This window comes from Actinomadura citrea (assembly GCF_013409045.1).
Taxonomy (GTDB): domain Bacteria; phylum Actinomycetota; class Actinomycetes; order Streptosporangiales; family Streptosporangiaceae; genus Spirillospora; species Spirillospora citrea.
Window position 1 is genome coordinate 5,592,885 of sequence record NZ_JACCBT010000001.1, and the last position, 12,891, is coordinate 5,605,775.

The window sequence follows — 12,891 nt, forward strand, 5'->3', positions numbered from 1 at the left end:
GCGGCACGGGCCGTGACCGCCGATCACAGGAGCAGGGCTGGAGGGGGCAACTCTTGTTCTGGCCGGCAACTTCAGCACCCGGGTATGAGCGGCACCGAAGTTGCCGCTGTGGTCCAAGGGTATCTCGGACATGTCGGGCTGGGTCTTCTCCCCAGCTCGGGGGAGGCGCGGGTTCACCCGCCGCCAAGCGGCGATCACCCTGGTCAGCGTGCTCCTCTGCTTCAACACAGGAGCCACCGGACAGGGGCTGGGGGTGTTCCTACGCCGGCTTCTGCAATGGAAGATCGCGCAACTGGCGGCGTGAGGTGATGCTGAGTTTGCGGAAGATGCTGCGTAGATGTGCGTCGACCGTTCGAGGGCTCAGGAACAGCTTGGCGGCGACCTCTTTGGACGTGGCGCCGGTGGCGACCAACTGCACGATCTGTAGTTCTTGGGGAGTGAGCGAGCCGAGCGTGTCCGTCGCTCCTGCCCTGGGGCGTTCGCCGAGGGCGCGCAGCTCGCGGGCTGTTCGCTCGGCGAACGCGGCGGCCCCCATGGTGGACAGCATCTCGTGTGCCGCGTGCAGGTGCTCGCGGGCTTCGCGTCGCCGCCCCTCACGGCGGAGCCACTCGCCGTACAGCAGTCGGGCGCGTGCCAGGTGCCCCAAGGCCTCGCACTGGGAAAGCCGGTTGATCGCACTCCGGTAGAGGGATTCTGCCTGGCGGCCGGTAGCCAGAAGGGCTCGTGAACGAAGCTCGACCCCCGCACCCCAGTCGGTGTCGGTCACGCCGGTCCGCTCGCGCAGCCGCGCCAGCGCCCGGGCGGCGAGATCCCGCCGCCCGGCGCGGGCCGCGGCCTCGATGAACTCTGCCGGGATCCATGCTTGGAACCCGAGCTCGTCGAGTTCCCAGGCATGCCGGCATGCCCGCAGCGCGGCGTCGTAGCGGCCGAGCCCGTTGAACAGGACGGCTTGGGCGTACTCCACGGCGGTCAGCAGCCTGCCCTCAAAACGCCCTGTCGCGTCCCGCACCCCCGCTTCGGCGAGAGCGGAGGTGCGTTCGCCGTCTCCCCGCCAGGCGGCGAGGGTGATGTCCACGTAAACAAGGGCCGGCGTGCCGATGTCCGCGGCGACGCAGTACGCCTCGTCGATAAGCGCCGCGGCGGCGGAGAACTGCCCCGCGTGGATATGTGCGAGGGCCCTGTAGCTCAACCCCACGGGGAGGAACGCCAGCGCCCCGTCCCGGCGGGCGATGTCGACCTGGCGGTCGGCGAGTACCCGCCACGCCTCGTCGTCCCACAGGTCCATCGCCGCGCTGCACGCGAGCCACATCCAGCCACACCCGGGTTCTCGTCCCCTGTAGGCGCCGATGGCGTCCCGCAGGAGCGGCGCAGCGACCGGAAGTCCCCGCGTGACCTCGGTGGTCAGCCCGTCGAGGAGCAGGTCGAGCGGTCGTGCCGGCAAGGGGGCGGGCAGGACCGTGCGGGCAGCCTCGGCGGTATCGGCCAGACGCGGCGCGGGACCGAACCGGCCGGCGAACAGCACTGCCGCGAGCGCCTCCAGGAAGATCTCGCGCGCCGACCGGGCGTCGACCGGCGCGGTGAGCGCCGCCGCGCGCAGGAGCATAGCGACCGCGTCATCGTCCCGCTTCGCGCTGAAGGCGATCCGCGCGCGCAGCGTCTCGGCAGCGGCTCTCTGAGCCTGGTCCAAGGTCGCGGTCTTCACTGAGACCAGCAGGCGCAACGCCTCCTCGGGTTCACCGGCGTCGAGCTTGGCCTGCGCGGCCGCCAACGCTCTGCGGTTCCGGGGAGACGTCTCGGCGGTAAGGAAGGCCGCGTTCTGCAGGAAGGCGGCGACCGAGGCCAGGCCGCCGCGCTTCGCGGCCCGGTCGGCGCAGCGTTCGAGTTCGTCGGCGACCTCCGCGTCGGGGCCGGCGGTGGCCTGTCCCCGGTGCCAGGCACGGCGGTCGGGATCGGCGGACGGGTCGGTGGCTTCGGCGAGCGCTTCATGCGCACTGCGCCTGTCCTGTGGTGAGGCGGCGCGGTAGATCGCCGAACGCACGAGCGGATGCCGGAACCGCAACGCGACCCCGATGTCCACCAGCCCGGCCGCCTGCGCAGGCGCCGCCGCCTCGATCCCGACACCGAGCAACCCGGCGGCCCGGCACAGCAACGCCAGATCGCCGACAGGCTCGACCGCCGCCACCAGCAACAACAGAAAGGTCTGCCTGGGTAGGTCCTTCAGCCGTCGCTGAAAGCTCCTTTCGATCGGGGGCAGCACATAGTGCCCATCGGAGCCTGCGAACCCACCTGACAGTTCGGCGGATCCGGTGCTGTGCGACAACTCCAGCAGCGCCAGGGGATTGCCCCGCGCCTCGGCGATGACGCGCTCGTGCACTCCCTCGTCAACGGCGGCGTGGAGTTGAGAAGCCAGAAGTGCGCGAGCGTCGGCCTGGCCCAAGCCGCCAATGAGCACCTCAGGCAGTCGTGCCAGCTCTTGACGGTCATCAGGCTCACGGCAGGCGAAGATCAATGCGACCGGCTCCGAGCCGATCCTGTGGGCCACGAATCCCAGTACCTGCGCCGAGGCGTGATCCAGCCAATGCGCATCGTCGACCACGCAGATCAGCGGACGCCGACCGGCGACCTCCGACAGGAGGGTGAGCACCGCCAGACCGACCAGGAACCGATTCGGCGCCTCGCCCTCACGCAAGCCGAAGATCGTGCTCAGGGCGTCCTGCTGTGGACGCGGCAGGCGTCCCAGCCGGTCCATCAACGGTGCGCACAGCTGGTGCAACGCCCCGAAGGCCAGTTCCATCTCGAACTCGACCCCCGCACACCGCAACACCTCGAAACCCGGCGTCGCGGACGCGGCCTCCAGCAACGCGGACTTGCCGATCCCCGGCTCGCCCCGGACCACCAACGCGCCGCCGCATCCCCCACGGGCAGCCTCCACCAGCGTGGCCAGCCGTTCGTACTCCTTCTGCCGGCCGACGAGCGCTGCGGAATCAGGACGGGAAAGCAAATTGATCACCAGTCGGGGCAGCTCCGAGGGCTGAATATCAGCGTACTCCGTGACCTGCGAAAACCGGTGTCCAGGACTCCCCGGCACCTGGCGGTGGGGTCGCCCCCCGCCGGGGTCGGCGGTTCCCGGGTGATGGCGGGCACAGCCGAGCGTGCGCAGGGCCGATCGCCTAGGGACGAACATCGGCGATCGTTACCGATGCCAACGTGTCGAAGCCGTTGGCAGCATCGACACATAGCCGAAACGACCAGGGGGCACTCATGAGTCAGATCATCACAGGAACGCCGTTGGAGGGCCGGGTCGCCGTGGTGACAGGCGCCTCCAGCGGCATCGGTGAGGCCACCGCCGAGCGTCTGGCGCAACTGGGCGCCAAGGTCGCCCTGTTGGCCCGCCGCAAGGACCGTCTTGAGGCCGCCGCCGAGCGCATCGCCGGCGGGGGCGGCGCCGCGCTCGCGCTGCCGACTGACGTCACGGACCGCGCCGCCGTCCTGGCCGCCGCCGACCGCGTCACCGCTGACCTCGGCCCCGTGGACCTGGTCTTCGCCAACGCAGGCGTACAGCTCATCTCCCAGATCGGCGATTTGAAGGTGGAGGACTGGAGCGCCCAGATCGACCTCAACATCAAGGGCGTGATGAACACCATCGAGGCGTTCGTGCGCTCACTGGAGCTGGTCGCCGCTGAGGGCCGGCCCGCCGACCTGATCACAACGTCGTCGATCGCGGCCACCCGGGTGCTGGAGAAATTCTCCGTCTACTCCGGCACGAAGGCCTATCTCAGCCACTTGACCCGTCTCCTGCGTACCGAGTTGGGGCGCAAGATGGTGCGCGTCTCCACCGTGGAACCGGGCATGGTCGACACCGAGCTGCCCGATCACGTCACCGACCCTGACGCCACCCGGCTCATGGCCGACCTGCTGCGGCAGATCGACTGCCTGCAGTCCGAAGACGTCGCCGAGACGGTCGCCTTCATCGCCTCCGTGCCGCGCCACGTCAACCTCACAGAGATCACCATCCTTCCCACCGCACAAGCCGTCTGACCGCCGGGCGCCCCATGCCACCGACGTGAGCGCCTCGGGGGCGCTGTCGCGGTGCCGCCGGCAGAAACGCCGGCGGCGTCGCGACGGAACTAGGCCGGCATCGCCTCATGGCACCCACCTCGGTGATGGCAGCCTCAGTCGGCCAGGCGAGTGCGCCCGGCGAGTACGCCCGCCCAACAGCCACAGACAGACCGCTCGTCAGGACGAGTTCTCGCTGGAATCGGCGTCGTCGTCCGGCATCCTGTCCGAGGTGCGCCGCTCGCCCTCAGCAGCGGCGACCGCATGCGCGGACTCCTCTTGCAGCCGGACCTCTTCGACGTCGAGCAGCTCTTGAATCCGCCGGAGCACGATGTCGTCGATGCGTCGTTCGTCGCGCAGCCGTACCAAGGCAGTGCGCTTGACGCTCAGCAGCGCATGCTGCAGTTCCACCTTCCTGAGCCTGGCCCGCTCGGCCAGCGCATTGTTGCTCGTGTCATCGGCCTGCGCGCGCAGTTCGGCCGAGATCGCGGCGACCTCCGGCTCAGGAACGTCCAGCCGAGCGGCTTGCCGCGGCAGCGCCTCAAGCGCCGCCTCGGCGATGCGACGCAGCGCCATCTCCTCCTCGGCCGGTTCCGCAGTGTCGGCGGGTAGCCTCGCCCAGCGCAGAACTGCCGGAAGCGGCTGGCCCAGCGCCACAAACGTCACCACGATGACGACGACGGTGATGAAGACGATCGCGTCTCGGTAGGCCAGCGGGAGGCCGTTCGCCATCGTCGTCGGCACCGCGAGTGCGGCCGCAAGCGACACCGCCCCGCGCATGCCCGCCCAGGCCAGCGGGAGCCGGTGCCGGGCGCTGATGCGCCGCAGACGCTGCTGCGGGCGGCGATCCAGCAGTCGGACGAGATGGGGAATGGTGTAGAACCACGCCATGCGGGTGCCGATGACGATCGCGCTGACGGCCCCGGCGATCCCGACGGCGCGCGGAAGCGAGATCGATGACAGTCCCCGCACCGCCCCGGGCAGCTGCATCCCGATCATGACGAACAATGCGCCGTTCAGCACGAAGCTGGTGACCTCCCAGAACGAGACGGCCTGGAGGCGGGCGGCCGACCCGATCACGCGGGGCCCGAACTGACTGAGGATGAGACCGCACGTGACCACGGCGAGCACCCCGGACACGTGCGCCAACTCGGCGGGAAGGAAGGCCGCGAACGGGGTGAGGACGCTGAGCGCGCTCTGCAGCACCGGCTCGCGCATCCGGCGGCGCAGCGCGACCACGACAGCGGCCACAGCGATCCCGATTGCGACGCCGCCGGCGTAGGAGCCGACGAACCGCAGGGTGGTGCCGGGCAAGGAGAACGGGTGCTGCTCCACGGCCACGTCCACGGCCACCGCGAACAGCACCAGCGCGGTTCCGTCGTTGATCAGGCTCTCCGCCCGCAGCATAGTCAGCCACCTGCGCGGCAGTCCCTTGGCAACGGCTGCCACCGCGACGGCGTCGGTAGGAGCCAACACCGCGCCCAGTACGAACCCGACCGGCCAGCTGAATCCCATCGCGTGCGCGACCGCGGCCACCGCCGCAGCAGTGACGAGCACAAGGCCCGTAGCCTGCAACGTAATCGACCGCAGGTTGCTCCGGATCTCCCGCAGCGACGTGGTCAGCGCCTCCCAGTACAGCAAGGCGGGCAGGAACAGCAGCAGCACCAGCTCCGACGGGAAGGACACCGAGTCAAAGGCCGGAGTCAGACCGATCAAGCACCCGCCGGCCAGCAACAGCAGAGGCTCACTGATCTGCAGGTGGCGCGCCGCCCATGTCAGGAGCAGGACTGCGGCCACGATGACCACAACAGTCGCCAGGACCATCACGACACCTCTCTCCCGCTTGCCCACGGAGATCGGACTTCCCCGACCCCTCCCGGGCCGACCTTGTCACGGTCACCGAAGTCGGCAGGCATCAGCGGAAGCAAAGAAATGTTCGAGAAAGGCCACCTCACTACTAGGGCGCGTTCGGTCGATCTTGGTGTTCCGCTGAGGACGATCTGGCGGGTGTGGGCCGATGGAGTGTCGTGGCGTGACGGCATGAGTTGACCCATACGGCGGGGCGCGGATCGAGCCGCCTTTGCCCGCGCAGCCCGCTCGGGGTGGCCGGTGGGCCGAACCCACGTGCAGGACCACGACGACTTGGCCGGCCGCATCGACTGGACCGTCAGCGTCGATTTCGCCATCGTGCGCGCGTCAGCATGCTGCCGAAGCCCCAAAAAGGGGAACCGGATGGGACGAACCGGGCACCGGCGGCCGGGCAGGCACTCGGGCGGTCACCGGGGCGGCCACCGGGGCGGCCTGACACCAAGATCCAATCGGGGTCACCATCCCCGAACGCGCCGACTAGCGGACTGGACGCGCCCGCCGCGGCTCGCGCGGCGGGCGCCCGCTGGTCTTCGACCCAGCCGTCTACAAGCGCCGCAACGTGGTCGAATGCGCACACTGCTATATCGGCTGACCCCGTCGGCGCCTCCTCGACCGGGAGAGGCGCGGTGCCGCCTCGGTGGCACCTCGGTGGCGGCGCTGCGCGCGTCGGCGGCGAGGTCGCCAGCTGACCCCGGCCGGCCTGGTCGAGCTGGTCGGCGCACTGTCGGATCAAAGTGCGCCGATCCATGCGGACGCGGGTCGCCGGCCGGGAGGCCAGGGTCCTCCCCGCGCCGGCTGCGGTTGTCGCGCCCTACGTCGGGTTGCTGGACCTGTCACCGAACAGGGCCCGGCGCTCCCGCTCGCGGTCGGCCTCGGGAACGAGCTAAGCACGATCTTGCCTCGGGTGTGACGCCGAGCCGGCTCGACATAGGCCTCGCCGACCCGTTCCAGCGGATACACCGTGTTGATCGGCACGGCCAGCCGGCCGCGGGCGACCAGGTCGGCCAGCTCGGCGACCAGCACAGGGGAGAACGCGTCCTCCTGGGCCCGGCCGTGCACGCCGTAGCGGCGGACCGCCAGGGGGTCGGCGACGGTGTTGATCCGGTGTGCCGGGACACCGAGCGCGATGGCGATGTCGACGTTGCCCCCGCCGAAGGTGTCGATGTAGGCGTCCACGCCCTCGGGTGCCACCTTCCTGATCTCCTCGGCCAGCCCAGGGCCGTGCGAGACAGGGACGATCCCCAGGGAGCGGAGGAAGTCGAAGTTGTGCCCCCCGGCGGTACCGACGACGGTGGCGCCGCGCAGCCGCACGAGCTGCGCGGCCAGGACGCCGACGCCGCCTGCCTCGGCCGACACCACCACGGTCTCTCCCGGCCGGGGCTGAACGGCATCGACCGCCGCCCAGGCCGTCACCCCGACCGCCGGCAGCGTCGCCGCCTCCTCCCAGGAGACACCCACCGGTCGAGTGCTACGGCATCGGCGTCCAGGGCCACGTAGTCGGCCTGCGCCGCGCGGGGAGCGAACCCGATGACCTCATCGCCCGCGGCGAAACCGGTCACGCCCTCACCTGTGCTGACCACCCATCCGGCGAAGTCGTTGCCCTGTCCCTCGGGGAAGGTCGCGGGCCAGATATCGGCGAAGCTACCGCGGCCCGAGCGCGTGGCCGCCCGGGAGCGGCGCATGGTGACCGGTCGCCCGCGGCCATCCGGCGTGCCCGGGTTGCGGGCACGGCTGTTCACGGTCTTCAACACGGCGATGATCGTGGTCGGTTTCGCGCTCATGGGCTCGTCGTTCTTCTTCTCCCAGTTCTTCGTCTACGTCCAGGGCAGCTCGATCCTGCGAGCCGGGGTGCAGACCCTGCCCGCCACGCTCGCGATGGTCGTCATCAGCCCGTTCGCGGGCCGGTTCGCCGCCCGGTACGGCTTCCGGATCATGGTCACCATCGGCCTGACGCTGGCCGGGCTGGGACTGCTGGCCCTGGGCTTCGTGCACGCCGACACCGGCTACGCGAACGTCTGGTGGCGGCTGGCCGTCATCGGTATCGGATTCGCCCTGACCATGTCCCCGCTGACCGGCGCCGCCATCCAGTCGGTCAGCCCACAGGAGGGCGGCCTGGCGTCGGGCGTCAGCAGCACCACCCGGCAGATCGGCGCGGTCCTCGGCGTGGCGCTGCTCGGAGCCGTCGTCCGCACCCGGGAGTCCGGAGGCGCCACCTTCGAGGAGGGCCTCAACAGCGCCTTCGTCGTGGCCGGCGCCGTCACCTTGGCCACAGCCGTGTTCACGGGCCTATGGCTGATCAGGAGCAACGAACCGTCACGGCCGGCGAGCCCGGCCCCGCGCGGTCACGAGAACACGGCGAGTCATCGACGCGGCCAAGGGGCTCGGTAGCAATACATGCCGGACCTGCTGGCGGCATGGTTTTGCTTCCGTCGCCGCATGGGCTCGGCCAGCTGCGAAGACGACCGAAGGCCGGGGTTTGTGACGGCTGCGGCCCTAAGCGGGCAGCCTCCGGGAATCTTCGCCGGAGCTGTCACAGCCCGGACGGGTGCCCTGTCTTAGCTGGCGACCGGGCGGTGACCGACGGCCCGGCGGACAGGAAGGGGACTCATGAAGATCGTGGTCATCGGCGGCACCGGCCTGATCGGTTCGAAGGCCGTGGAGATGCTCCGGCAGCACGGGCACGAGGCGGTGCCGGCCGCGCCGAACACGGGCGTGAACACGCTCACGGGCGAGGGGCTGGCCGAGGCGCTGGAGGGCGCGTCCGTGGTGATCGACGTGTCCAACTCGCCGTCCTTCGAGGACGCGGCGGTGCTGAACTTCTTCACGACCTCGACCGGCAACCTGCTGGAGGCGGAGAAGAAGGCGGGCGTGGGCCACCACGTCGCGCTGACGATCGTGAACACCGACCGGCGGCCCGACATCGGTTACTTCCGGGCGAAGGTCGCGCAGGAGAAGCTGATCTCGGAGTCGCCGATCCCGTTCTCGCTGATCCACGCGACGCAGTTCTTCGAGTTCGGCCGCAGGATCGCCGACGAGGCCGCCGCCGCCGGCAACACGGTCCCGATGCCGCCGGTGCTGTTCCAGCCCATCGCGGGCAAGGAGGTGTCCCGGACGGTCGCCCAGACCGCGGCGGGCGCGCCGCTGAACGGCCGCCTCCAGATCGCAGGCCCCGAGGTGTCCCGGATGGACGAGTTCTTCCGCAAGGCGCTGGCCGCGTGGGGCGACCCGCGCGAAGTGGTCACCGACCCGCACGCGCACTACTTCGGCGCCGAGATGCACGAGCGCGACCTCGTCCCGGACGAGGGCGCCGCGACCCTCGGCGAGATCACGTACGCCGACTGGCTGGCCGCGAACCCCGTCAAGTGACCGCCGTCCGCACCGACGAGCCGAGGAGGCGCCGCCATGTCCGGCCCTGACTCCACCGCCGCCGAGCCGAAGCCCAGATCGACCGCGTGGCGGACCGCGCTCACCACCGTCCAGGAGGTCGAGCCGCCCTTCATCCCGGCCGGCGCGCACGCCATGACCGTGGTCATCGAGTACCCGCCCGGCGACCCCGGCGCGCCGCCGCACCGGCACCCCGGCCCGGCGTTCGGTTACGTGCTGGAGGGCGAGATGCTGATGGAGCTCGAAGGGCAGGCGCCCCGGCCCGTCCCGGCGGGCGAGGCGTTCTGGGAGCCCGGCGGCGACGTCATCCACTACCAGGACGGCAACAACCGCGACGACATGCCGGTCCGGTTCGTCGTCACCATGCTCTGCGAGCCCGGCAAGCCGATGCTGACGCTCGTGGACGACATCGAGCTCGCCGAACGCGCGCACCTGCGGGTCCCCCGGGATTCCTGACCATCGGCGAGATGCCCCGACCACCGCGCCAACGACGGTTCGGCCGTCGGAGAACCGCCGCATCCGATCTGTACGGGGAGGCTCCTCATGACCGCATCGGCGATGGTCGCCGAGTTCGATGACGTCGCCGGGTGGACCGCCGACGCCGTCGAGCGGCTCGGGGACCGGTACGCGATCCCAGCCGCCTGCCGCGGCAGTGCGAACCCGGCGGCGTGGGCCTGGCCGGCGGAGGCATGCGAGCTGAGGCCCGGATCGGTCCTGCTGGACGTGGGCGCTGGCGTCGGCGGCCCGGTGGCGTGGGCGGCGGAGCGGTTCGGGGTCCGGCCGATCCTGCTGGAGCCGATGCCGGCCGCGCCCACGCCCTGGCGGCCCGCCAGAGCGAGAGCTTCACCCGCCTGTTCGCCTCCGGGCAGATCTCGGTGCAGCTGGTCCACGCGACCAGGCGTCCGGCCGGGCGGCCATCCGAACGATCCGTGTGTGGAGGACTGATGAGCACCCCGACCGGCGACGAGTTCAAGGCGGAGGTCGAGGCCGAGTTGAAGCTGGCCGAGGCGAGTGACCCGGCGCGGGCCGCCGCTCAGCCGGTCTCCGGGTGGCTGTTCGACCCGGCCGAAGCCGAGGCCGAGGAGGTCGAGCTCCGCAACCTGCTCGGCGCGGCAGAGGCACTGGAGTCCGGTCCCCGGTCCGCGGGGCGGAACCCCGGCGAAGGCGCCTGACCCCCGCCCACCTCACGACATCCGAAGCGAGACACCCATGAATCACCCGGCCGGGCGGCAGCATGCCCCCGTTCCCGTCCCCTCGACCGGAATCGCCACGATCGACGATCTCCGCGAGCACCTGCAGTGGGCGATCGAGCTGGCGCACGCGACCCTGCCGCCGTACCTGTGCGCGCTCTACTCGATCGACCCGGAACGCAACCCCGAGGCTGCGGACGCGGTGGCGGGCGTCTTCATCGAGGAGATGCTGCACCTGGTGCTGGCGGCGAACCTGCTCAACGCCGTCGGCGGGAGCCCGCGGCTGGACGCGCCGGAGCTGCTGCCGCCGCACCCCCGGCGACTGCCGCACGGTGACCCCGCGCTGGAGCTGTCGCTGCTCCCGTTCGGCGACGCGGCGATCGAGATGTTCCTCCGCCTGGAGCAGCCGGCACCGCCTGGTGCCCCCGCCGAAGGCGACCGCTACGAGACGATCGGGCAGTTCTACGGCGCGATCGAGGCCGGGCTGCGCGGCCTGTGCGACCGGCTCGGCGAGGCGGAGGTCTTCTCGGGCGATCCGTCCCGCCAGATCCACGCCGGGAACTTCCAGCACACCGCCGGACGGATGATCGCGGTCACCGATCCGGCCTCGGCGCTGGCCGCGCTGGAGGAGATCGTCGAGGAGGGCGAAGGCACCTCCCGCGGCGCGGTCTGGGACGGCGACCCCGACGTCCACCACCCCGACCGGGACGAGGTCGCCCACTACTACCGCTTCCAGGAGCTCAAAGCCGGCCGCCGCTACCGCCAGGGCGACACCCCGCGTTCCGGGCCCACTGGCGAGCCGGTCGGCGTGGACTTCACCGGCGTCCTGCCGATGCGGCCCAACCCCAAGATCGCCGACCATGCTAAGGGCAGCGCGATCCGCGCGGCCCAGGAGGAGTTCAACCGGACGTACTGCACTCTCCTGCACCTGCTGGAACGCGCCTTCAACGGCAGCCCGCGGCTGCTCGGAGTCGCCGTCACCACCATGTACAAGCTCAAGGCGCAGGCCCGGGCGCTGATGCGCACGCCCGACGGCGACGGCACCACGGCCGGCCCCACGTTCGAGTACGTCTCGCCGGATGAGCGCGGTGGGACCGCCGGCGACGAGCCGTAGCGCACCAACGTGCTCCCTCACGGCCCGTACCCCGCGCACGGCGGGATCCCGTTCCTGCGCGGACGGGCGGCGCTGGAGACCCGCAGGAGGGTGGTGACGCTGTTGCGACGGCGCCCACCGGAAGACCGACTTAGGTGAGGAAGCGCCCGAAGCAGGGTGAGACCACCTGAGCGAACGCCGGACGCGGTGTCGTCGCGCGGACGGGCGCACCCTCGCAGGCGCTCCACCATCTCGAACCGGTAGCGGTTACTGTCACAGAAGAGCGGCTTGCCTTGTCTGAGCTGTCCGAGGGCAGGTGAGAGCGGACCGGCCCGCGATCCGAACGGGGGCGATCATGGTGGCGGACGGCGGACCGGGCGAGGACCCGGCGGCGGGCGATCTCGACCACGCCGCGGCGGTCTTCGCCGAGGTGCGGCGACGGCTGTTCGGGATCGCCTACCGGATGCTGGGCAGCGTCACCGAGGCCGAGGATCTGGTGCAGGACGTCTGGCTGCGGTGGCAGACCTACGACCACGCCGCCGTGGCCGACCCCGCCGCGTTCCTGGCGACGACCACCACGCGGCTGGCGATCAACGTCCTGCAGTCCGCGCGGGTCCGCCGGGAAAGCTACATCGGTCCCTGGCTGCCCGAACCCGTCGATACCGGCGCCGATCCGTACCTGGGCGCTGAACGCGGCGAAGCGCTCAGCTTCGCGGTCCTGATGCTCCTGGAACGGCTGTCGCCCACCGAACGCGCCGCCTATGTCCTGCGAGAGGCGTTCGAGTATCCCTATCCGCAGATCGCCGGGATCCTCCAGGCCGGGGAGGCGGCGGTCCGGCAGCTGGTCAGCAGGGCCCGCAAGCACCTGCGGTCCGAGCGGCGGGCACCGGTGACCGGCGCCGAGCAGCGCAGGCTGCTGACCGCCTTCGTCGCCGCTGCCCGCGCCGGCGACATGGCCGCTCTGGAGGAACTCCTCGCCGCGGACGCGGTCAGCTACTCCGACGGCGGCGGCGCCGTCCGGGCGTCCCGTTTCCCCGTGGTGGGCGCGGTCCGTGTCGCCAAGTACGTCCGGGCGTTCGCGAACCAGTTCTGGGACGGGGTCGACGTGCAGTGGGCCAACGTGAACGGCCAGTGGGCCGCCCTGCTCCAGCGCGACGACCGGACCTTCACCGTCCTCACCGTCGACGGCACCGACCAGGGCATCGGCCAGGTGCTATGGATGATGAACCCCGCCAAGATCACCGCCGCGAGGGTCGTCACCTGACCTCCCGCGCGACCCGCCACCCCGTTGGGTGGCCG

12 protein-coding genes are annotated in these 12,891 nt (G+C 71.0%); 8 read left to right on the top strand and 4 right to left on the bottom strand.

Features of this window, described 5'->3' with window-relative positions; all coding sequences use genetic code 11:
- Positions 1 to 259: 259 nt before the first annotated feature.
- Entirely contained in the window at positions 260 to 3,010 is a 2,751-nt protein-coding gene (locus BJ999_RS25995; protein ID WP_229810781.1) for an ATP-binding protein, read from the bottom strand.
- A 197-nt stretch (positions 3,011 to 3,207) separates the two neighbouring features.
- On the opposite strand from BJ999_RS25995, the gene BJ999_RS26000 reads away from it, so the two are divergent.
- Positions 3,208 to 4,038, top strand: coding sequence for an SDR family oxidoreductase (locus BJ999_RS26000; protein ID WP_229810782.1), 831 nt, complete (start codon positions 3,208 to 3,210; stop codon positions 4,036 to 4,038).
- A gap of 198 nt (positions 4,039 to 4,236) precedes the next feature.
- Here the strand turns inward: BJ999_RS26000 and BJ999_RS26005 are convergent, their stop codons facing one another.
- The 3 genes from BJ999_RS26005 to BJ999_RS44100 form a co-directional block, all read right to left on the bottom strand.
- Entirely contained in the window at positions 4,237 to 5,880 is a 1,644-nt protein-coding gene (locus BJ999_RS26005) for a Na+/H+ antiporter (protein ID WP_179835712.1), read from the bottom strand.
- A gap of 774 nt (positions 5,881 to 6,654) precedes the next feature.
- Positions 6,655 to 7,383: a zinc-binding dehydrogenase gene (locus BJ999_RS26010; protein ID WP_179835713.1), complete on the bottom strand. Its 729-nt coding sequence runs from the start codon at positions 7,381 to 7,383 to the stop codon at positions 6,655 to 6,657.
- A complete protein-coding gene (locus BJ999_RS44100) occupies positions 7,335 to 7,706 on the bottom strand; it encodes an alcohol dehydrogenase catalytic domain-containing protein (protein ID WP_373292925.1) in 372 nt (123 codons plus the stop codon). Before BJ999_RS44100 ends, BJ999_RS26010 begins: the two co-directional genes overlap by 49 nt.
- On the opposite strand from BJ999_RS44100, the gene BJ999_RS26015 reads away from it, so the two are divergent.
- The 7 genes from BJ999_RS26015 (at position 7,606) to BJ999_RS26045 (ending at position 12,856) form a co-directional block, all read left to right on the top strand.
- On the top strand, positions 7,606 to 8,313 hold the full coding sequence (locus BJ999_RS26015) for an MFS transporter (protein WP_218935235.1): 708 nt from the start codon (positions 7,606 to 7,608) through the stop codon (positions 8,311 to 8,313). The two genes, BJ999_RS44100 and BJ999_RS26015, sit on opposite strands and share 101 nt — an antisense overlap.
- Positions 8,314 to 8,532: 219 nt before the next feature.
- Complete coding sequence (locus tag BJ999_RS26020; RefSeq protein WP_179835714.1) at positions 8,533 to 9,291, top strand: SDR family oxidoreductase; 759 nt, start codon at positions 8,533 to 8,535, stop codon at positions 9,289 to 9,291.
- Positions 9,292 to 9,327: 36 nt separating this feature from the next.
- Entirely contained in the window at positions 9,328 to 9,765 is a 438-nt protein-coding gene (locus BJ999_RS26025) for a cupin domain-containing protein (protein WP_179835715.1), read from the top strand.
- 87 nt (positions 9,766 to 9,852) lie between these two features.
- Positions 9,853 to 10,254 (top strand): hypothetical protein, encoded by a 402-nt coding sequence (locus tag BJ999_RS26030; protein ID WP_179835716.1) that lies wholly within the window; start codon positions 9,853 to 9,855, stop codon positions 10,252 to 10,254.
- The gene (locus BJ999_RS26035) at positions 10,254 to 10,481 is read left to right on the top strand and encodes a hypothetical protein (RefSeq protein ID WP_179835717.1); all 228 of its coding nucleotides are present in this window, start codon (positions 10,254 to 10,256) and stop codon (positions 10,479 to 10,481) included. Before BJ999_RS26030 ends, BJ999_RS26035 begins: the two co-directional genes overlap by 1 nt.
- A 37-nt stretch (positions 10,482 to 10,518) precedes the next feature.
- Positions 10,519 to 11,613: a ferritin-like domain-containing protein gene (locus BJ999_RS26040; protein WP_179835718.1), complete on the top strand. Its 1,095-nt coding sequence runs from the start codon at positions 10,519 to 10,521 to the stop codon at positions 11,611 to 11,613.
- Between the two features lie 334 nt (positions 11,614 to 11,947).
- Positions 11,948 to 12,856, top strand: coding sequence for an RNA polymerase sigma-70 factor (locus BJ999_RS26045; protein ID WP_179835719.1), 909 nt, complete (start codon positions 11,948 to 11,950; stop codon positions 12,854 to 12,856).
- Positions 12,857 to 12,891 lie beyond the last annotated feature (35 nt).

Bases quoted from the DNA above. Each gene is read 5' to 3' on its own strand.
- BJ999_RS26005 (WP_179835712.1), bottom strand. From the start codon at position 5,880: ATGGTCCTGGCGACTGTTGTGGTCATCGTGGCCGCAGTCCTGCTCCTG.
- BJ999_RS26015 (WP_218935235.1), top strand. From the start codon at position 7,606: ATGGTGACCGGTCGCCCGCGGCCATCCGGCGTGCCCGGGTTGCGGGCA.
- BJ999_RS44100 (WP_373292925.1), bottom strand. From the start codon at position 7,706: ATGAGCGCGAAACCGACCACGATCATCGCCGTGTTGAAGACCGTGAAC.
- BJ999_RS26020 (WP_179835714.1), top strand. From the start codon at position 8,533: ATGAAGATCGTGGTCATCGGCGGCACCGGCCTGATCGGTTCGAAGGCC.
- BJ999_RS26025 (WP_179835715.1), top strand. From the start codon at position 9,328: ATGTCCGGCCCTGACTCCACCGCCGCCGAGCCGAAGCCCAGATCGACC.
- BJ999_RS26030 (WP_179835716.1), top strand. From the start codon at position 9,853: ATGACCGCATCGGCGATGGTCGCCGAGTTCGATGACGTCGCCGGGTGG.
- BJ999_RS26035 (WP_179835717.1), top strand. From the start codon at position 10,254: ATGAGCACCCCGACCGGCGACGAGTTCAAGGCGGAGGTCGAGGCCGAG.
- BJ999_RS26040 (WP_179835718.1), top strand. From the start codon at position 10,519: ATGAATCACCCGGCCGGGCGGCAGCATGCCCCCGTTCCCGTCCCCTCG.
- BJ999_RS26045 (WP_179835719.1), top strand. From the start codon at position 11,948: ATGGTGGCGGACGGCGGACCGGGCGAGGACCCGGCGGCGGGCGATCTC.